Source organism: Kitasatospora sp. NPDC003701 (assembly GCF_053587085.1).
This window is the reverse complement of record NZ_JBSFNM010000070.1, coordinates 1-19432: the sequence shown is the minus strand read 5'-3', so window position 1 is coordinate 19432 and position 19432 is coordinate 1. Positions and strand designations below refer to the sequence as shown.

The window sequence follows — 19432 nt, the reverse complement described above, 5'->3', positions numbered from 1 at the left end:
GTTACGCGCACGGACCGCCCGGCCGCCGTGGGGGTGGCGGTCCGGGCGGTCCGTGGATGACCCGTTTCTCCGTACGCCCGGCGCGGGTTGGCGTCGGGGTGGTGCTCAGGTGCTGTGGATGGGGCCGGGTGGGGCCGGCCCGGGGTCGTCGGTCAGTAGCCCTGCCCCTGCGGCTGGTAGCCCTGCTGGAACTGGCCGGGCTCGCCGTACGGGCCCGGGCCCGGGCGCTGCGGCTGCATCGGGCGGACCGGCGCGACCGGGGTGACGGCCGGGCGCAGCTGGGCGCCGCCGAAGCCCTGCTCGCCGCCGTGGCCCTGGAAGCCGGAACCGGCCTGGCCCGGGCCGCCGAAGGACTGCTGGCCGCCGAAGCTCTGCTGCCCGCCGAAGCTCTGCGGACCGCCGTGCTGCTGGCCGGCGGCGTTCGGCTGGCCGCCGAAGGAGCCGGGAGTGCCCAGCGGCTGCGCGCCGAAGGTCTGCTGGCCGCCCTGGCCGGCACCGACGAAGGTGTTCTGGCCGCCGAAGCTCTGGCCGCCGGAGGGCTGGTAGCCGCCGCCGGTGGCCTGCGAGAAGCCGGGGGCGGGAGCCTGCGGCCGCTGTCCGGACAGGTACGGCTGGGGGGCGCCGTAGCCGGGGGCGGGCGGCTGGGGCGCGGCGGCGTACGCCGGCGCGGGCTGCGCCGGGATGTACGCCGTGGCGGGGCCGGCGGAGGGAGCGCTGCTCGGGCCGGGGCCCAGGGCGAGGCGCGCGGGCGGCAGCGCGGGGAGGTTGCTGCCGGGGGTGTCGTACCCGGTCGCGTACCGGTTCTCGTAGGACGGGCCGAGGCCGGATCCGTAACCGGACGAGAGCGCCGGCGGCAGGGCGGCCGGCACGTTGATGGGTGCGATCTGCGGGACACCGCGCTCTGCGACGAGGCTGTCGTAGATGGGCGTGCCGGAGGAGAAGGACGGAGAGGGGTAGCCGACTCCGTCGTAGGAGCGGGGCGAGGTCATGGGGCATACGGTAAGCCCACAATGCGCCTGCTGAGGAGAGTGGGAGGCCGAGCAGTTCGAGTGTTTACACAGTCTTCGCTCGCACAAAAGCTTCGAAAGTGTGAAGAACGGACATAGCGGCGGCTACTTCAGGCCAGCTTCGGGTCGGGGTGCGGGGTCGAACAGAGCCCGGACTGAGCCGGTGAAGCCCCGTGCGGTAACGGGCCGGTGGACGGTTCGGGGCCACGCGAAGAAACTTTTGCGGTCGGGGCGTGCGCCGGCGCATTCAAGCCCCTGCCGACAGCGCGGCAGAGGCTCGTGAATGTTTCGGGGATAAAGTTCCCGTGAACGCTTCCCGGGGCGGCAGAACCCGAGGTCAGCGTGCCTGTGCCGAGGTCGGCACGGCCTGCGCCGGGAAGCCCGGACGGCCGGCCACCTCCGAGGTGCAGAACGAGCAGCGTACCGCCGCCACCGGGATCGGGCTGAGGCACTCCGGGCAGTCCGCCTTGGCCACCGGGGCGGGCTTGGCGCCGTCCAGCCGCGCCTGCAGCCGGCTGACCGGAACCACCACGATGAAGTAGATCACCGCGGCCACCAGCACGAAGCTGATCAGCGCGTTCACGAAGACGCCGTACGGGAAGGCGGTGCCGGCCACCGCGAAGGTCTTCTGGGTGAAGTCGCCGACGGCCCCGGTGGCGACCCCGATCAGCGGGGTCAGGAAGGCCGTGACGAACCCGGTGACGACGGCGGTGAACGCCGCACCGATGACGATGCCGACCGCGAGGTCCACGACGTTTCCGCGCAGCAGGAAGCTGCGGAATCCCTTGAGCACCGGGTGACTCCAAATCCGTACGGGGGAGGGTGAGATGGGACCGCGGGCCCCGGCCGGACATCCTGCCGACCGGGCGTGCCCGCGGTCCAACCGCGTTCACCCGATCCGCCTAACGGGCCGGGGCCCGGTCAGGCGGCGCGCAGACGCTCCGCGTACGGCTGGATCCGGACCACCGCCCCGGCGATCCGGCGCACCGTGGCGGCGTCCATCTGGGTCCAGAGCGGCACCGTCAGCACCGAGTCCGCCAGCCGGTCGGTCAGCGGGAGCGACTCGGCCTGGCCGAGGTGGGCGTAGGCCCGCTGGCGCTGCACCGGCGGGTGGAAGTAGCGGCGCGAGTCGATGCCCTCCGTCCGCAGTGCGTCGGCGAGTTGGCGGTTGGTGAGCCCGAAGGCGGCGGCGTCCAGGATGAGCGTGAGGTCCTTGAAGGTGGAGACGTCGCCCTCCTCCGGCAGGGCCAGGCGCAGCCCCGGCAGCCCGGCGGTCGCGGCGGCGAACTCGGCGACGAGTGTGCCCCGACGGGCCACCCTTTCGGGCAGGCCGGCCAGCCAGTTGAGACCGACGGCGGCGTGCAGCTCGCTCATCCGGGCATTCAGGCCGGGGAAGAGCGTGTCGTAGTCGCCCGGGTTGCCGTAGTCGCGGGCGGTGCGCAGCCGCGCCGCGAGGGCGGCGTCCCGGGTGGCGACCAGGCCGCCCTCGCCGGCCACCGCGACCTTGGTGGGGCTCATCGAGAACACCTCGGCGTAGCCGAAGTTGCCGACCGGCACGCCCCGACGACTGCTGCCGAACCCGTGCGCCGAGTCGTACACCAGGGGGACGCCGGCCGCGTCGGCGACCTCCTGGAGGCGCTCCACCTGGCAGGGCGTGCCGTACACATGAGTGGCCATCAGCGCGGCCGGGCGGTCGGCGGCGGCGAGCCGGGCGGCGGCGTCCTCCGGGTCCAGGGTGATGTCCTGCTCGCGGGCCTCGGCGAACACCGGGGTGCCGCCGGCCCAGTGGGCGGCGTGGGCGGTGGCGGAGAAGGTGAAACCGGGCATCACCACCGGCCGGCCGTCGGCGAGGCCGGCCGCCTGGAGCACCAGCATCAGGCCGGCGGTGCAGTTGGAGACGGCCACCACGTGCGGCACGTCCAGCAGTTCGGCGGCGGCCTCCTCCAGTTCGGCGACGGTCCGCCCGTTGGTCAGCTGCCCGCTGTCCAGCACGGTGCCGAGCCGTTCCAGCAGGGCGGCGCGGTCGGGCACCTGGACGCGGGTGAGCGGCAGGCCCTCCGGGAAGGCGGGCGTGCCGCCGAGGGCGGCGGGCAGGGCAAGGGTGTCGGTGGTCATGGCGCGGTGGATCCCCCCTGGGTCGGTGACTGGGTAGGTGACTGCGTCGGCGACCGGACCGGTGACCCGGCCGGCGACCGGACCGGAGACGCTTCGTCGGACCCCGGCCCGCCGATGTGGGCGGGGTGGGCTTCGGGTGGCCGCCGGCGCCCGCCCCACTGGCCCGGCGCGACCCGCCAGACCGGCGGCGGCCGGCGTCCGGCGGCCCCTCGGGCGGCGGTGGAGCCGGCCGGGACGACCAGCAGGACCAGGACCAGGGGCAGGACCTGGACGCGCTCGCGCGACAGGATGCCCATGTTGTTGATGGTCGAGAAGGCCCAGCAGAACAGCAGGGTGTAGACGGCGGTGAAGGCGATGTACGAGCGCTGCACGAAGAGCCGGGGCAGCCGGCTGAGCCGCGGCCAGCCCCGGATGAACATCACCAGCAGCGCGAAGCACTCCACCGACTGGATCAGGTTCTGGATGTTCGAGGCCTCGAACGGGAACGGCCGGAACAGCACGCTGACCACGGCGACCGGCAGCCCGGCCGGATTCAGGCTGAACTGGGGCGCGGCGTCCTCGGGGGCGGTCGCGCTGATCATCGAGTTGCCCTGGCTGGTGCGCCGGGTGGTCTCCGAGAGGACCTGGTTCACGGCGTCGCCGCCGGTGCCGTCGGTGCCGAAGAAGGTCGAGACCTGCTGCAGCATCAGCACCGCCATCGCGCCGAGCACCACGGCGGTCAGGATGGTCCGCAGCGGTCCGAGCGCGCTCACCTGCTGCGGGCGCTTGCGCAGCACGTAGGCGACCATCAGACCGGCCCCGGCGAGCGCGGTGACGTGCGGGCGCACCATCGCGGTACCGACCGACCCGAGCGCGATGCAGGCGAAGGCGCCGAACCGGCGGTCCAGCAGCCGCGCGGTGCCGTAGGTGGTCAGGCCCAGGCAGAACATCATCCAGGCGTCCTTGCCGATGCTGGACGGCCAGAACAGCAGCGAGGGCAGGAAGAAGACCAGCTTGGCGTACTTGCGGGTGTCCGCCTCGGGGAAGGCGATCTGCAGGGCCCGCCAGAACAGCAGCAGGCCCCAGAAGCCCAGCCAGGAGAAGACCAGGAAGCCGCCGATCAGCGACGGCCCGGTGATCGCGTAGACCACGCCGGTGACGATGATGACGAAGCCGGTGCCGGCGACCTTCATCCCGAGGTCGTAGTGGACGCCGGCGAGGAGGTCGGCCTGGTCCAGGTAGGCGGCGAGCTCGGCGCCCTTCTGGTGGTACATCTTGGCGTCGGCCGCGCCGCCGTACAGCACGAAGGCCATCAGGTAGCGGGGGAAGGCGCAGAGCAGCTTGGCGGTCATGGCCAGCATCAGCAGCCGGAACACGTCCCGCTCCGGGTTGGCGGCGGCGATCCGGGCCAGGACCGGGGTGCCGACGGCCATCAGCACCGGGAGGATCAGCAGCGCGCCCCAGGTGTCGTACGAGGTGTGCACCATGGCGACGACGAAGAGGGTGACGTAGCCGGTCACCAGCGCGGCGGCGACGGCGGACGGCCAGGGCACCCGGTCCCGGACGGCCGCGACGGCGGACGGCCGGGGCGCGCGGCCCAGTCCGGCCCGGGCCGGAGCCGGCCGGGCCATCAGAAGACCTCCAGGTCGCCGAGGGTGAACCGCCAGTCGGACAGCGCCAGTCCGGTCCGGCCGGCCGGGGTGCGGGCGGCCAGCGTCATCCCGGTGCGGGGGGCCCGCAGATAGCCGGCGCGCAGCGCGGCGGCGGCGGCCTCGGTGCCGGGGGAGAGGTGGGTGGCGACGTGGTCGCAGCCGGACTCGCGGGCGGCGGCGCGCAGCAGCCGGGCCGCGCTGTCCCGGTCGCCCGGGCGGACCAGCACGTCGGCGAGGGTGAACTCGGCGAGCGGGCCGCGCCGGCGGGGCCGGCCGACGGCCAGGCCGGTCAGCTCGCCGCCCCGGTGGCAGGTGAGGACCCGGTAGTCCAGGCCGGGGGCCTCGCCGTAGCGCCAGCGCAGGAACTCCGGGGTGCGCAGGACGGCCAGCCGTGGATCGGCGCGGTCGGCGGCGGCCCGTTCGCGCAGCAGCTCGGCCAGCTGACCGTCGGCCGGCTGACCGTCGGCCGGCGGGGCCGCGTGCGGGCCGGTCGGGCGGGTCGGGGCGTCGCGCGGGCCGGTCGGCGCGTCGTGCGTGGCGTCGCGCGGGGCGTCGTTCGGGCCGGAGCCCGCCACCCGGTCGGCGAACCACGACCGGGCGGTCGGCAGCCGGCACACCGGTGGCGCGGCCGGACCGGCCGACTCCCGGGCCAGCGCCGCCCGCACCCCCCGGGCGAACGCGGCCGGCCGGACCGGGCGCAGCGCCACCGGTACCCGGCCGAGCTCCTGCCAGCCCATCTTCCGGTAGCCGGGCAGGCTGTTGCCGTTGGGCGTGTTGAACACCAACTCGGCCTGACCGGAGACCTGTTCGAGCAGGTCCAGGGTGAGCCGGCGGAAGATCCCGCGGCCCTGGAAGTCCGGGTGGGTGGCGGTGTCCACCGGCCGGACGGCGGTGACGGTGCGGCCGGTGACGCCCTCGTGCCACTGCCAGCGCAGGAAGAGCCGCACGCCCGCGAGCCGTCCGTCCGGGGTCTCGGCGACCAGGCCGGGGCTGGCGCCGAAGGGCCCCAGGCGGTGCTTCCAGGCGAAGAAGTCGGCGGTGCGGGTGCCGGTCGGGCCGCCGGCCAGGGAGGCGGTCAGCAGATCGAGCACCGCCGGGAGGTCGGCCTCCGCGAGCGGGCGGAAGACGGGCTCGGCAGGGGCGGGCAGGGCACTCACGTCCGGACTCGCTCTCCGATCGGTGGTAGGAGCCTTCGGGGGATCGACGGCGGGCTCAGTGCCGCAGGACCTGCTCGTACACCGCCTCGACGGCCCGCTGGGCGCCCGCGACGTCGAAGCGTGCGGCGCGCTCCCGGGCCGCCGCGCCGAGGCGTTCCCGCAGCTCCCGGTCGTCGGCCAGCCGGCCGAGGGCGGCGGCCAGGGCGGCCGGATCGCCCGGCTCCACCAGGAGGCCCTGGTCGCCGTCGTCCAGCACCTCCGGCATGCCGCCCACCCGGGTGACCACGGACGGCAGGCCGCTGGTCATCGCCTCCATCAGGGCCACCGGCAGGCCCTCCTGGCGGGAGCTCAGGGTGAAGACGTCCAGGCCGGGCAGCAGCGCCGGGACATCCGGGCGGGAGCCGGCGAACAGCACGCTGTCGCTGACGCCCAACTCTTCGGCGTGGGCCCGCAGCCGGCCGTCCAGCGGCCCGGCGCCGATCAGCACCAGCCGGGCCCGCGGACGGTCCCGGCGCAGTCGGGCGTGCGCGAGGAGCAGCGTGGCCTGGTCCTTCTTCGGCGTCAGGTTGCCGACCGTGCCGACCACGAACGCGTCCTGCGGCAGGCCGAGTTCGGCCCGGGCGGCGGCGCGGGCGGCCGGCCCCTGCGGGGCGCCGGCCAGGTCCGGCCCGTGGTGCACCACGTGCACCCAGGCGCCGGGGCGCCGGCGGGCGGCCGGGATGGTCCGCTCGACGGCGTGCGAGACCGCGACCACCGCGTCGTTGCGCCGGTACGTCAGCGCGTTGGCCCAGCGGGTGACCGGGCGGTAGCGGTCCCAGACGTTGTGCTCGGTGTGGACCAGCCGCGGCGAGCCCGCGCCGCCGGGCCGGTACGAGAGCAGCCGGGCGGCGGTGGCCGGGACGGGCATGTGGGTGTGCACCAGGCCGTAGCGGCGCTCGGCGAGCAGGCGGCGCAGGCGCAGCGGCCAGCGCGGGTCGGCCCGGCCGGGGGTGCCCGGCACGCCGCCCAGGCAGTGCACCCGCACCCCGGCCTCGGTGAGCGCCGGAGCGAGCGCGTCCTTCCAGGGCAGCACGTACGCGACCTCGACCTCGTAGCGCGAACCGTCCACGTGGCGGGCGCAGTTGAGCAGCAGCTGCTCGGCGCCCCCGCGGCCGAGGCCCTTGGCCAGCCAGAGCACCCGGGTGCGTCCGGTCACCGCTCCTCCGCCTCGCGCAGCAGGGCCGGCTCGCCCTGGTCGCCGTCGACCGCGCCGGCCTTGGGGCCGTGGCCGTTGAGGCCCTGGCCGGCGGCGCCGGCGCCGTTCCTCCCCGGACCGAGGGCGTCGCGCCGGGCCCAGCTCGGCGTCGTCCGCTCCGCGCCCCGGTCCGCGGCCGGCGCCGGTGCCGGCGCCGGCGCCGGTGCGGCCGTGCGTGGCAGTGCGGCCCGGTCGGCCCGGCCGCCCGGCGCCGCCGGACCGCCGCCCGCCGTGGTGCGCCGGCGCCTCCCGGCCGGGCCGTCGCTGCCGAGCAGCGCCACCCCGGCCACCGGTACACCGGTCCGGGAGAGCAACTCGGCCACCCGGTCGGCCTGTTCGGGGGTCGCATTGCCGCTGCGCACGGTGACCAGCACCGCGTCGGCGTGCTGGACGAGGTCGTACGCGTCGTTGGCGTGCAGCAGCGGCGAGGTGTCCACCAGGATCACGTCGGCGTACCGGCGGGCCCGGCGCAGGACTTCGGCGGCGCGCAGCACCAGCGCGGCCGGGTAGGCGGTGGTGTTGCCGCCGGTGATCAGCGAGACGCCCGCCACGTTGGTCGGCCGGATCAGCTCGTCCAACTCGCCGAGCTGTTCGCCGCTGAGCAGTTCGGCCATCCCCGGGCCGCCGCCCACACCGAGGTGGGCGTGCAGCTGCGGATGGCGGAAGTCGCAGTCCAGCACGAGGACTTCGCGCCCGGTCTCGGCGAGCGCGGCGGCCAGGTTGGCGACGGTGGTGGTCCGCCCGTCACCGCTGCTGCCGGAGGCGACCAGGACCACCGGGGCCGGATCGGCGAGCCGGCGCGGGGCGGAATCGGCGCGCTCCCACTCGGTGTGCCCGGCGGCCGACCGCCCGAGCGCGTCCGGACCGGTGAGCAGCAGCGTGGAGCGCAGCGAGCGGTACGCCTCGGCGGCCGGGTCCGAGGGGCGGGCGCGGACCAGCGGCTCGCGCAACCGCCGCAGCCGGCGGGAGAGTTGTGGCACCTCGCCGATCACCGGCAGGTTGAACCCCTCCTCGACGGCGTTGCGGGTGCGCAGCCGGGTGTCCATCCGGCTGAGCATCAGCGCGGCGACGACGCCGAGGCCGAGGCCGAGCGCGACCGCCAGGCCCAGCCGCACGCTCCGGCTGGGGGAGGAGAGGAGGTTGCCGGCGCTCTGCCGGGCGTCGATGCTGCCCCACTGCTGGATGGCGTCGGTCTGGGCGCCGTTCTGCAGCTTGCTGATCGCGGTCAGCGTGGCGGTCAGCGAGGTGGACGCGGCGGTCAGTTTGGGCTGGAGCTTGGGCTGGTCCGCGGCCGAGGCGCGGCTGAACTGCTGCTGGATGTCGTCGAGCTGCTTCTGCTGGGCGTCGGCCTGGGCCTGCAGCTTCTTGACGGTCTCGGCGGCGCTCTTGGCGGACTCGTCGCTGAAACCCTTGATGATCGCGGCCGAGTAGGCGGCCGCCAGGTCGGAGCAGGACTGCTGGGTCGGCCCGGTGGTGGCGATCGAGAGCATCTGGGCGCTGTCGGCCGTCACGGTCCGGCGGGCGATCACCGCCGCCGCGTCGGCGATGCCGAGCTGCTTGGCCGCCGCCGTCGCGACGTCCGAGCCCTGCGCGTAGGAGAGCACCTGGTCGGCCCGCACGGTGTCGCCGGCCCCCGCGACCGGCGTGATGGCGACCTTGCACTTCCATTTGGCGTTGTCCACCGTGTCACCGGTGGGGGTCAGCAGCCAGCCGACGACGAGTGCGGCGAGCGTACAGCCGACGAGCAGTCGCCAGTACCGCCGCAGGACGGTGAAGTGGTTTGCCGGTTCCACCGGTCGGATCCCCTCGCGTTCGTGGTGCGGTGGTGCTGTTGGGCTCCCGTCGGGAGCGCGGCGGTCCGGGTGCTGCTGTCTGTCCTGCGCCACGCTCTCGGCCCGGTGGAATCCCTCGCCCGATGTCGCAACTCGCCCCCCTGACGACTCGCTCCCCGCGGCGGAGCGGTGCCGGCCGGGGTGCACGGCCCGGCCCCGCCCGCGCACCGGCCCCCGCCCGCCGGTCTCCCTGCGATGCTTGCCGAGCCGCGACGTGCGGCGCAACCGCTTTGGCGATACTGGGCCCGCCCGATGGCCGGGAGCGGGTGGTGAGCGGTCGGATCCCGTCAGATCGTCCGCAGCCGCAGCGAGCGCTCGTAGAACTCGACCATCTGTGCCGACACCTGATGCAGTGTGAAGGCCGTGAGGAACCGTGCCCGCGCGGCCTTCGCCCGCACCCGGGCCGACGCCCGGTCCTCCAGGGTGTCGACGAGCGCCGCCGCCAGCGCGGCCGGCTGTTCCGCCGGCACCAGCCGGGCGTAGTCCTCCGAGCCCACCGTCTCGCGCAGCGCCGGCACGTCCGCGCAGACCAGCGGCACGCCGACGCCCATCGCCTCCATCGCCGCGCTGCCCAGCCCCTCCCAGCGGGACGGCACGGCGAACGCGTCGGAGGCGGCCATCAGGTCGAAGACGTCGCCGCGCGGCCCGAGGAAGCGCACGCTGCCCGTCGCCCCGGCGAGCGCGGTCAGCCGGGGCGTCTCGGTGCCCTCGCTGCCGGCCAGCAGCAGCACCGCGTCCGGCTCCGCCCGCAGGACCGCCGGCCACGCCTCCAGCAGCACGTCCAGGCCCTTCTGGTACTGCTGGCGCGCCGCCGCGAGCACCACCGGCGCGTCCTGCGGCAGGCCCAGCGCGGCCCGGACGGCGGCCCGGCGCTCCGGGGTGACGACGCCCAGCAGCTCCGGGTCGCGCCCGCGCGGCACCACGTCGATCCGCTCCCGCGGCACCCGCAGCCGCTGCGCCATCGCCCCGGCGACGTGCCGGGTCAGCGCGTGGAACCGGCGGGTGCCCTGGGCGGTCGCGGCGTCCACCGCCTGCGCGGCCCGCACCTTCCAGGGGCTGAGGCCGCGCGCGTTGAGGTGCTCGGGCCCGTACGCCGAGTTGACCAGACTGGAGACCACCGGCGTACGGGCCGACAGCGCGGCGGCCCGGCCGAGCACGTCCGACTCGTACAGGGTGGTGTGGACGAGATCGGGGCGGCGCTCGCGGACCAGCCTGCGCAGCGCGGTGACGGTCCGGCCCCGGGTGGCCCGGCCGACGCCGAACACGTCGGCGCCGGCCGCGGTCAGCTCCGGCTGGAAGCCGCCGGGCGAGTCCTTGAGGTACGCGACGTCCAGCTTCACCCCGGCCCGCACCAGTTGGGGGGCCATCGCCACCAGGCCCTGCTCGGCCCCGCCGACCCGGCTCACGCTGTCGATCACATAGAGCACATGCACAGGCCAACCCCCGCCCTCCTGGGCGCGGCCGGTCTCCCATGACGGCCGGCACCCTGACTGCCGATCAGCATCGCAGGTGGCGGCGCCCGCCCGCCAGGTATTCGGCCAGGAGCCTCCCGCCGCCCGGAGCGGCCGGGGGCGGCCGGGGGCGCGCACCGGGGCGTGCGACCGACACCGGCGGCGTACGACGGCACCCGGCCGGCGCCCAACGGGAGTACCCGCGCTGGCGCGCGGGCCACCGCCGGGTTGCGCGAAGGGGCTGCCCCGCGCCTGCCCCTGTGCCAAGGTCGTTGCCATGCCCGACGCGACGCCGGCGAAGACGGCCGGAACCCGCCCCCGCATCCTGCACGTGATCACCGACCCGCGCCGCCGCGGCGCCCAGAACCTCGCCCGGGACCTCCACCGGGAACTGCGCCGCCGGGGCCAGGGCTCCGCCCTGCGAGCCCTCGCCCCGCACCCCGACGCCGCCCCCGACGCGCCCGACACCCTCGCCACCCCCGTGCTCGGCCCCGCCCGGCTGCACCCCGCCACCCTGCTCGCCCTGCGCTCCGCCGCGCGCACCGCCGACCTGGTCGTCGCACACGGCTCCGCCACCCTCCCCGCCTGCGCTTTCGCCCTGGCCGGCACCCGCACCCCGTTCGTCTACGTCTCCATCGGCGACCCCCGGCACTGGACGGCGAGCCCGCTGCGCCGGCTGCGCACCGGCGCCCTGCTGCACCGCGCGGCCGCCGTCACCGCGCTCGCCGACGAGGCCCGCACCCTGCTGCAGGAGCGTTTCAGGCTGCCCGCCGGCACGGTCCGCACCATCCCCAACGCCCGCTCCGCCGACCGCTACCCGCCCGCCGGGGGCGAGGCCGACCGGCGCGCCGCGCGCCAGGCGCTCGGCCTGCCCACCGAGGGCCTGCTGGTCGCCTGGATCGGCGCGATCGCCCCCGAGAAGCGGCTCGACCTCGCCCTCGACGCCCTGGACCGGCTCCCCGACGTCCGCCTCGCGGTGGCCGGTGACGGTCCGCAGCGCGCCGCCCTGGAACGGCATCCGGCCGCCGCCCGGGCCCAGTTCCTCGGCACCCTCGCGGACCCGGCCCCGCTGTACCGGGCCGCCGACGCCCTGCTGCTCACCAGTGACAGCGAGGGGGTGCCCGGCGTCCTGATCGAGGCGGGCCTGGCCGGGCTGCCCGCCGTCGCCACCGATGTCGGCTGGGTCCGCTCGGTGGTCCGCGACGGCGCCACCGGTGCGCTGGTCGCTCCCGGTGACCCGGTCGCGCTCGCCGAGGCGCTGGCCAAGGTGCTGGCCGGCGACCGGACGGCGCTCGGCGCGGCCGCTCGGGAGCACGTGCTGGAGCACTGCGAACTCGGTGTGGTGGCCGACGCGTGGCAGCGGCTGTTCGCGGAGCTGGTGCGCTGACCTGCGGGCGGTGCCGCGGCGGCCGTCGGGCCGGGGCGCGGGTCCGTCACGGGGCGCCGGGCCGCGCCGCGCCGGACGGCCCTGCGCCGCGCCGGTCGGGCTGGGCCGAACGGGTGAACCCGAACCCGGTGGCACCGCCCGAACCGGCCGGTAACGAAGCGTCACGGAGACACTTCCGGCTGTGAAATCACTCCTGAGGTCCACCGTCCTGCTGGCCGTCGCCACCGGGATCGCCGCGTCCCCCGTCCAGGCCGGCGCGGCCACCGTCCACCAGCCGTCCCGCGAGGGCGCCCAGTCCGTCCGGGTCGACCAGCTGAAGCCGGTGCGCGAGAGCGCCCGCACCGAGGCCGTCGAGTTCTTCTGGTACGACTGCGGCCACTCCCAGCAGCTGGAGCAGCCGCTCCAGGCCTGGGCCGAGAAGCACCGGGCCGACGTCAACCTGCGCCGGGTGCCCGCGATCTGGCAGGGCAGCCCCGAGGAGCGCGCGCAGCGCGGCCATGCGCGCCTCTACTACACGCTGGAGCGCCTCGGCCTGGTCGAGCGCCTGCAGACCAGCGCCTTCCGCGCCGTTCACACCAACGAGCAGGACCTCACCACCGAGGACGCCACCACCGACTGGGCGGTGCGCCAGGGCGTCGATCCGCAGGTCTTCCGCGACGCGTACCGCTCGGCCGAGGTGCAGCGGTCCGTCGAGGACGCCGCCGCGCTGTTCGTCCAGTACCGGATCAACGAGCTGCCCACCGTGGTCGTCCAGGGCGAGGAGCGGACCTCGCCGACCAAGGCCGGCGGTGTCGGTGCGATGCCCGACGAGCTCGACCGGCTGGTCGAGCAGGACCAGCAGCGCAACCCCCGGCACTGACCCCTCTCCCGACCGACCGATCACCTTCACCGAACCGACCCCCGGCGACCACACTCTGTGCCAGAGTGGACGCCGGGCCGCACCGCCGGGGTCGAGAACTGCCATGGTGGCGGGCCCACTTCTCGATACCGGCGGTACCGGAGAGGGCAGGGGTCCGTGGGGGGACAACGCGCGCAGCTCGTCGACGAGCGCGACAGCCAGACATCGGCCGCGTCGGGGCGGCCCGCGGTCGCCGACGGGCCGCCACCCGAACTGGTCTTCAAACGCCGGCTGCGCCCCGCGCAGGTGGCCCGTGAGCTGTGGGGCGCGCGGGAGCTGGTACGCGCCCTGGCCGAGCGCGACCTGCGCGCCCGCTACAAGCAGGCGGTGCTCGGCTTCGCCTGGGCGGTGCTGACCCCGCTGGCGCTCTGCGCCATCTTCACCCTCGTCTTCCACCGCGCCGTGAAGATCGACACCGGCTCGGTGGACTACCCGCTCTTCGCCTACGTCGGCCTGATCGTCTGGCAGTTCTTCAGCAACACCATGAACCAGGGCGCGCTGAGCCTGGCCAACAACCTCAGCCTGCTGAACAAGGTGTACTGCCCGCGCGAGGTCTTCCCGCTGGCCACCATGCTGGTCGCCAGCGTGGACATGGTGATCGGCGTCGGCGTCCTCGGCCTGCTCTTCCTGATCTTCTGGACCGCCCCGGCCGCCACCTTCCTCTGGGTGCTGCCGCTGCTGGCCATCCAGTTCGCCTTCACCTACGGCGTCGCGCTGATCCTCTCGGTGGCCGTGGTCTACCTGCGCGACGTCCGCCACCTGCTGCCGATCATCACCCAGATGGGCGTGTTCGCCACCCCCGTCGCGTACCCGCTGGCGCAGATCCCGCAGCGCCTGCAGGAGATCTACGTCGGCTTCAACCCGCTGGGCGCCGTCATCGAGGGTTACCGCGGCGCCCTGCTGTACGGCGACGCGCCGGACGTCACGCTCACCTCGATCGCCGCGGTCTCCTCGCTGGTGTTCCTGGTCGGCGGCTACCTGCTGTTCAAGAAGCTGGAGACGGGGATCGCCGATGTCGCCTAGCCCGACGCACCCCCTGGGCACCATCCGCACCGACCAGGTGTGGAAGCGCTTCAAGGCCGACCAGCAGCGGATGCTGCTGCGCGACAAGGTCGACTCGATGGCCCGCCGGCTGCGCGGCGAGAAGGGCGAGGAGTGGCGCTGGGCGCTGCGCGACATCACCCTGCACATCGAGCCGGGCGAGTCGGTCGGTCTGATCGGATCCAACGGCTCCGGCAAGTCCACGCTGCTGAAGATGCTGACCCGGGTGATGTACCCGTACGGCGGCGTGATCGACGTGCGCGGCCGGATCGGCGCCCTGATCGAGATCCGGGCCGGCATCCACCCGGACCTGACGGGCCGGGAGAACATCTACCTGTTCGGCGCGTTGCTCGGCCTGCGGCGGCGCGAGGTGGCCACCCGCTTCGACGACATCGTGGAGTTCGCCCGGCTCGGCGGCGCGATCGACCGGCAGGTGAAGTTCTACTCCTCCGGCATGCAGATGCGCCTCGGCTTCGCCGTCGCCGCCTACCTGGAACCCCATGTGCTGCTGGTGGACGAGGTGTTGGCGGTCGGCGACGCCGTCTTCCAGCAGCGCTGCCTGGACCGGATGCGCGAGGTCGCCGAGCAGGGCACCACCATCGTCTTCGTCTCCCACGACCTGCCCGCCGTGGAGTCGATCTGCCGGCGCGGGATCTGGCTGGAGCAGGGCTCGGTGCGGGTGGACGCGGGCATCAAGGAGGCGATGGCCGGCTACCGGGACTCCATCGAGGCGCAGTCGGAGACCGGCGGCCGCACCGGCGAACCGCTGCAACTGCTCAAGCACGCCGTCCGGGGGGAGGACCGCGACAGCCTCACCACCGACGAGCCGATGACGGTCGAGCTGACCCTCGGCGGCGACTACCGGGGCGACGCCACCCTGCACCTGGGCGTCAGCGAGGGCACCTCCAGCCCGATCTTCCAGATCAGCCACGAGGTCCGGCTCACCGGGGAGGACCACCAGGTCGCCTGCGTGATTCCCCGACTGCCGCTGCCGCGCGGCCGGTACACGCTCTGGGCGGGCGTCTACAGCATCGGCCGGACCGACGGCGGCACGCTGATGAGCTGGCACTCGGTCGGCCAGTTCGACGTGTTCGGGCCGATGCTGGACTCGCCGCCGCGCGCGGTGGTGCTGGCCGCCCCGGTGTTCGTCCCGCACCACTGGGAGGAGTGACCCGTGAGCCCTGTCCGGGTGCTGGTCCACCTCAACAACCTCGCCCTGGGCGGCGCCCAGCTCAACGCGGTCGACATCGCCCGCACCCTGCGCGACCGCGGGCACGATCCGGTGCTGTTCGCCCAGGGGGTGGCCGGCCCGGCCCCGCTGCTCGACGTCGCGACCGGCCACGGCCTCGACGTGGTGGTCGCGGGCGGGCCCGACACCCCGCGGGCGGACGTCCGCCGCCGGCTCGGCCGCCTCGCCGCCGAGCACGGCAGCCAGCTGCTGCACGCCTGGGAGGTCCGGGCGGCCCGCAACTCCTACTTCGGGCCCGGGCGTTACGGCCGGCTGCCGGTGGTCACCACCTTCTACGGCATCCGGATGCTGCGCGGCCTGCCCCGGCACCAGCCGCTGGTGCTGGGCCTCGGCGCGCTGCTGGGGGACGGCCGGGCCTTCGGGCACCAGGACGTCAGCCTGATCGAGCCGCCGGTCAACACCGCCACCGACGCGCCGGGCCGGGTGGACGGCGCCGCGTTCCGGCGCGAACACGGCATCCGGGCCGACGAGTTGCTGCTCGTCATCGTCACCCGGCTGGTCCCCGCGCTGGAGAAGGACGCCGGCGCCGAGCTCACCGTCGAGGCCGTCCGCCGGCTCGACGACCCGCGCGTGCGGCTCGTCGTCGTCGGTGCCGGCCCCAGCCTGGAGCGGCTGCGCGCCGACGCCGCCTCCGCCAATGCCGCGCTCGGCCGCCAAGCCGTGCTGGTGCCCGGGCAGTTGGCCGACCCGAGACCCGCCTACGAGGCCGCCGACATCGTGCTCGGCATGGGCGGCTCGGCCCTGCGCGGCCTCGCCTTCGCCAAGCCGGTCGTCGTGCACGGCGCCGCCGGCTACAGCGCCGTCCACGAGCCGGGCCCGCTGGTCGAACCGCACGCCTCGCGCTGCATGTACGGCTTCGGCGACGGCTCGCGCGAGCCGGAGCCGCTGGCGGCCCAGCTCCGCGGCCTGCTCGACGACCCCGCCCGACGGGCCCGGCTGGGCGACTGGGGCCGGGAGTGGGTGGTCGGGCGGTTCTCGCTGGACAGCGTCACCACCGCCTTCGAGGACCTCTACACCCGGGTGCTCGCGCGCCCGGCGCGGGTGACCGGCTGGCTGCGGGACCTGGAGCAGATGACCAGGTACGAGTTCACCAAGCCGGCCGCGCTACGGCTGCTGCGGCGCTGACGGCGGGCCCTGGCGGCGCAGCAGCAGGGTGACGAAGCCGAGCGTGCCCCGGTAGCCGTGCAGCCACTCGGTGCGGTGCCGGTCGGCGGCCTCCCGGGCGGCGGCCGCGTCCGGGTGGTCCGGGTGGTCCAGCGCCCACTGCGCGAGCGAGCCCGTCCAGGAGAACTCGTAGTCGTCCCACTCCTGGGGACTGCTGACGTACCCGTACACCGGCACCCAGCCGTCCGCGATCACCCGGTCCGTGGTGGTCGCCAGATCCGCGAAGTCCTCCCGGGCCGCGCCCAGGCCGTCCAGCGCGGCCCGGGAGGGCTCGCGCTCCCAGAAGCCCTCGCCGACCAGGACGTGGCCGCCCGGCGCGAGGTGCTCGCGGGCCGCCGCGAGCGTCGGCAGCAGCCCGCCGAAGGCGTGCGTCGCCCCGACGTTCAGCACCAGGTCGAACGGCTCCCGCGCACTGAACTCCCGGGCGTCCAGGTGGTGCAGACCGAGCCGGCGCTCCACCCCGACCGCCTCCGCCGTCTCCCGGGCCCGGGTCAGCGCCGCGGCGTCGAGGTCCACCCCGACCGCCTGCCAGTGCGGGTGCGCGGTCAGCGCCCGGATCAGCCAGCCGCCCTCACCGCAGCCGAGGTCCAGCGCCCGGCCGGTCCCGGTGTGCGCGGTCGCCCGGGTCAGCAGCCGGGCGACCGACTCGTCGGTGATCGGCGCGGCGATCGGGTGGTGGGCATGGGCGAGGCGGGAGATCGTCTGACGGTTCATTCGAACAGTGTGGACCAGGCGCGTTCAGTACGTCCGGCCTTTCCAGCGCGCCCCCCGGCCGCGCCAGTGCTGCACCGCCGAGTCCACCGTCATCAGCAAGTAGAGCGAGGCGGTGAACGGCAGCAGCAGCGCGGCCGGCGCCGGCTGCCGGTAGTAGCGCAGCATCGGCAGGAAGGTGCCCGTCATCAGCGCCCACGCCGCACCACCGGCCGCGGCCACCGCGCCGTGCCCGGTGACCAGCCCGGCCACGGTGGCCGCCGGCGGCACCAGGTAGACCAGCGCCAGCCCCAGCACCGTCCCGGCCAGCAGCACCGGGGAGTGCCGCAGCTGGGCGTAGGCGCTGCGCGAGACCATCCGCCAGAGCTGGGCGAGCCGCGGGTACGGGCGGACGCTGTCCACCTGCTCGGCCAGCCCCAGCCAGATCCGGCCGCCGGCCGCCTTCACCGCGCGGGCCAGGGACACGTCGTCGATCACCGCGCCCCGGATCGCCGCCACCCCGCCGGCCCGCTCCAGCGCCTCCCGCCGCACCAGCGAGCAGCCGCCCGCCGCGGCGGCCGTCCGGGCCCCGGGCCGGTTGCTGCGGCGGAACGGGTACAGCTGGGCGAAGAAGTAGACGAAGGCCGGCACGATCAGCCGCTCCCAGCCGGTCTCGACCCGCAGCCGGGCCATCTGGGAGACCAGGTCGCGCCGGTCGCTCTCGGCGGCGGACACCAGCTCGGCGAGCGAGTCCGGGCCGTGCGCGATGTCCGCGTCGGTGAGCAGCAGGTACTCGGCGTCCGGGCCGGCCAGCTCGACCCCGTGCCGCAGCGCCCACAGCTTGCCCGTCCAGCCGGGCGGCAGCGGGGGAGGGGTGGTGACGGTCAGCTCCAGGCCCTCGGGCCGGCCGAGCGCGGCGGCCAGCGCGCCCGTGCCGTCCGAGCTGTGGTCGTCCACCAGGATCACCCGGGCCCGCCCCGGGTACTTCTGCGCGAGCAGGCTCGGCAGGCTGAGCGGCAGCACCTCCGCCTCGTCCCGGGCCGGTACCACCACCGCGACCTGCGGCCACCGGGCCGGCGGGCGGCGGGGCGGCAGCCGCACGTCGGTGCGCCAGAACGACCCGTGGCAGCAGGCCAGCCAGAGCCAGACCAGCAGGGAGAGGACGGCGATCCACAGCAGGACGGTCACCCGGGCAGTCTGCCGCACCAGGGGCCCGCAGCGGTGGATCGACTAAAGTCTTGCCCTGTGAAGATCGCACTGATGGACTCGGGAATCGGCCTGCTGGCCGCCGCCTCCGCACTTCGGAACCTGCGACCGGACGTCGACCTGGTGCTCTCCTCCGACCCGGCCTCGATGCCCTGGGGCCCGCACACGCCCGAGGAGATCACGGCGCTCGCGCTCGGTTGCGCGCGGGCGGCGGCGGCCCTCGAACCGGACGCGCTGGTGATCGCCTGCAACACCGCCTCCGTCCACGCGCTCGACGCGCTCCGGGCCGAGCTGGAGCCCGCGCTGCCGGTCATCGCCACCGTCCCGGCCATCAAGCCGGCCGCGGCGCTCGGCGGGCGGGTCGCGATCTGGGCCACCCCGGCCACCACCGGCAGCGCCTACCAGCGCGGTCTGATCCGGGACTTCGCCGGAGCGGCGGCCGTCACCGAGGTCGCCTGCCCGGGCCTGGCGGACGCCGTCGAGCACGGCGACGACGCGGCGATCGACGCGGCCGTCGCGGACGCGGCGGCCCGCACCCCGGCCGGCACGGAGGCCATCGTGCTCGGCTGCACCCACTACGAGCTGGTCGCCGACCGGATCCGCGCCGCCGTCGCGCCCGTCGCCGCCGCGCACCTCACCCTGCACGGCTCGGCCGACGCCGTCGCGGCCCAGGCCCTGCGCCGGGTCGCCGACCCCGCCCGCCGGGGCTCCGGCACGCTCACCGTCCTGCACGCGGGCCGCAGTGCCACCCTCCCGGCCGCGGTCCTCCTCTACCCCCAGGGCCTGGACCTCACCGCTCCCGCCGCCCCGGCCGCCTGACCCCGCGGGTGCCGCGCCCTAGCGCCGTCGCGCCGTCGACCGGTCGCGATCACGCGCTCGGCGGCCTGGCGGGATAACCACGTGGAACGTGCCGGCCCCGGTCTGCCACCCTTGCGCGGTGAACTCCGAACTGCCCGACGGCTGGACCCTCGAGCGCGTACGCGCGCTGTCGGGGGACGGGACCGCGGCTCTGCTCCCGCTCGAGCGGCTGGTCGTGGTCGAGTGGGCCGGGCAGGCCGACTACGAGACGCTCTCGCCCGAGGTGATCATCGACTTCCACGGCCTGTGCCTGGTGAGGGCCGCGGGCGACGACGACTGGTACATGGGGGAGCTCGACTCCGACGGATCGGTGGTCTGCTGGTCCTCCTACGGCAGCGACCTCGGTGACGCCATCCGCGGCCTCTGATCCCGCATGATCCCGCATGAGAGCTCGGCCGGGCCGGCCTCCCGCACCCGCGCGCGATGGGCGAAGTGCGTCCTGCCCTCCCCCGCGGTACGGCAGACGTCCGCGAGCGCGGGCTCGGGGGCGGCCGCCAACCGCCGCGCAAGGC

18 protein-coding genes are annotated in these 19432 nt (G+C 75.3%); 7 read left to right on the top strand and 11 right to left on the bottom strand.

What is annotated here, in order from left to right; all coding sequences use genetic code 11:
- Nucleotides 1-152 precede the first annotated feature (152 nt).
- From ACWDRR_RS38215 to ACWDRR_RS38180, 8 genes are all read right to left on the bottom strand, one after another.
- Nucleotides 153-989: a DUF6643 family protein gene (locus ACWDRR_RS38215; RefSeq protein ID WP_449776885.1), complete on the bottom strand. Its 837-nt coding sequence runs from the start codon at nt 987-989 to the stop codon at nt 153-155.
- A 355-nt stretch (nt 990-1344) separates the two neighbouring features.
- Nucleotides 1345-1800, bottom strand: coding sequence for a large conductance mechanosensitive channel protein MscL (gene mscL / locus ACWDRR_RS38210; protein WP_449776884.1), 456 nt, complete (start codon nt 1798-1800; stop codon nt 1345-1347).
- A gap of 128 nt (nt 1801-1928) precedes the next feature.
- Entirely contained in the window at nt 1929-3122 is a 1194-nt protein-coding gene (locus ACWDRR_RS38205; RefSeq protein WP_449776883.1) for a DegT/DnrJ/EryC1/StrS family aminotransferase, read from the bottom strand.
- Complete coding sequence (locus ACWDRR_RS38200) at nt 3119-4732, bottom strand: hypothetical protein (RefSeq protein ID WP_449776882.1); 1614 nt, start codon at nt 4730-4732, stop codon at nt 3119-3121. Before ACWDRR_RS38200 ends, ACWDRR_RS38205 begins: the two co-directional genes overlap by 4 nt.
- Nucleotides 4732-5910: a GNAT family N-acetyltransferase gene (locus tag ACWDRR_RS38195; protein ID WP_449776881.1), complete on the bottom strand. Its 1179-nt coding sequence runs from the start codon at nt 5908-5910 to the stop codon at nt 4732-4734. Before ACWDRR_RS38195 ends, ACWDRR_RS38200 begins: the two co-directional genes overlap by 1 nt.
- A gap of 55 nt (nt 5911-5965) precedes the next feature.
- Nucleotides 5966-7105, bottom strand: a complete 1140-nt coding sequence (locus tag ACWDRR_RS38190; RefSeq protein ID WP_449776880.1) for a glycosyltransferase — start codon at nt 7103-7105, stop codon at nt 5966-5968.
- Nucleotides 7102-8937: a nucleotide-binding protein gene (locus tag ACWDRR_RS38185; RefSeq protein WP_449776879.1), complete on the bottom strand. Its 1836-nt coding sequence runs from the start codon at nt 8935-8937 to the stop codon at nt 7102-7104. Before ACWDRR_RS38185 ends, ACWDRR_RS38190 begins: the two co-directional genes overlap by 4 nt.
- A gap of 326 nt (nt 8938-9263) precedes the next feature.
- Nucleotides 9264-10403, bottom strand: a complete 1140-nt coding sequence (locus tag ACWDRR_RS38180) for a glycosyltransferase family 4 protein (protein WP_449776878.1) — start codon at nt 10401-10403, stop codon at nt 9264-9266.
- Between the two features lie 301 nt (nt 10404-10704).
- Here ACWDRR_RS38180 and ACWDRR_RS38175 point away from each other — a divergent pair, with 301 nt between their 5' ends.
- The 5 genes from ACWDRR_RS38175 to ACWDRR_RS38155 all read left to right on the top strand — a co-directional run bounded on the left by ACWDRR_RS38175 (nt 10705) and on the right by ACWDRR_RS38155 (nt 16127).
- Nucleotides 10705-11814, top strand: a complete 1110-nt coding sequence (locus tag ACWDRR_RS38175; RefSeq protein ID WP_449776877.1) for a glycosyltransferase family 4 protein — start codon at nt 10705-10707, stop codon at nt 11812-11814.
- 181 nt (nt 11815-11995) lie between these two features.
- On the top strand, nt 11996-12673 hold the full coding sequence (locus ACWDRR_RS38170; protein WP_449776876.1) for a thiol:disulfide interchange protein DsbA/DsbL: 678 nt from the start codon (nt 11996-11998) through the stop codon (nt 12671-12673).
- A 156-nt stretch (nt 12674-12829) separates the two neighbouring features.
- On the top strand, nt 12830-13735 hold the full coding sequence (locus ACWDRR_RS38165) for an ABC transporter permease (RefSeq protein WP_449776875.1): 906 nt from the start codon (nt 12830-12832) through the stop codon (nt 13733-13735).
- Nucleotides 13725-14924, top strand: coding sequence for an ABC transporter ATP-binding protein (locus ACWDRR_RS38160; RefSeq protein ID WP_449776874.1), 1200 nt, complete (start codon nt 13725-13727; stop codon nt 14922-14924). Before ACWDRR_RS38165 ends, ACWDRR_RS38160 begins: the two co-directional genes overlap by 11 nt.
- Nucleotides 14925-14927: 3 nt before the next feature.
- The gene (locus ACWDRR_RS38155) at nt 14928-16127 is read left to right on the top strand and encodes a glycosyltransferase family 4 protein (RefSeq protein WP_449776873.1); all 1200 of its coding nucleotides are present in this window, start codon (nt 14928-14930) and stop codon (nt 16125-16127) included.
- On the opposite strand, the gene ACWDRR_RS38150 is transcribed toward ACWDRR_RS38155, so the two are convergent.
- The gene (locus ACWDRR_RS38150) at nt 16107-16880 is read right to left on the bottom strand and encodes an SAM-dependent methyltransferase (protein ID WP_449776872.1); all 774 of its coding nucleotides are present in this window, start codon (nt 16878-16880) and stop codon (nt 16107-16109) included. The genes ACWDRR_RS38155 and ACWDRR_RS38150 overlap by 21 nt on opposite strands.
- 24 nt (nt 16881-16904) lie before the next feature.
- Entirely contained in the window at nt 16905-18044 is a 1140-nt protein-coding gene (locus ACWDRR_RS38145; RefSeq protein ID WP_449776871.1) for a glycosyltransferase, read from the bottom strand.
- Nucleotides 18045-18101: 57 nt separating this feature from the next.
- Between ACWDRR_RS38145 and ACWDRR_RS38140 the strand changes: the two genes are divergently transcribed.
- Nucleotides 18102-18881: a glutamate racemase gene (locus ACWDRR_RS38140; RefSeq protein WP_449776870.1), complete on the top strand. Its 780-nt coding sequence runs from the start codon at nt 18102-18104 to the stop codon at nt 18879-18881.
- A gap of 118 nt (nt 18882-18999) precedes the next feature.
- The gene (locus tag ACWDRR_RS38135; RefSeq protein ID WP_449776869.1) at nt 19000-19287 is read left to right on the top strand and encodes a hypothetical protein; all 288 of its coding nucleotides are present in this window, start codon (nt 19000-19002) and stop codon (nt 19285-19287) included.
- On the opposite strand, the gene ACWDRR_RS38130 is transcribed toward ACWDRR_RS38135, so the two are convergent.
- Nucleotides 19248-19418 (bottom strand): hypothetical protein, encoded by a 171-nt coding sequence (locus ACWDRR_RS38130; RefSeq protein WP_449776910.1) that lies wholly within the window; start codon nt 19416-19418, stop codon nt 19248-19250. The genes ACWDRR_RS38135 and ACWDRR_RS38130 overlap by 40 nt on opposite strands.
- Nucleotides 19419-19432 lie beyond the last annotated feature (14 nt).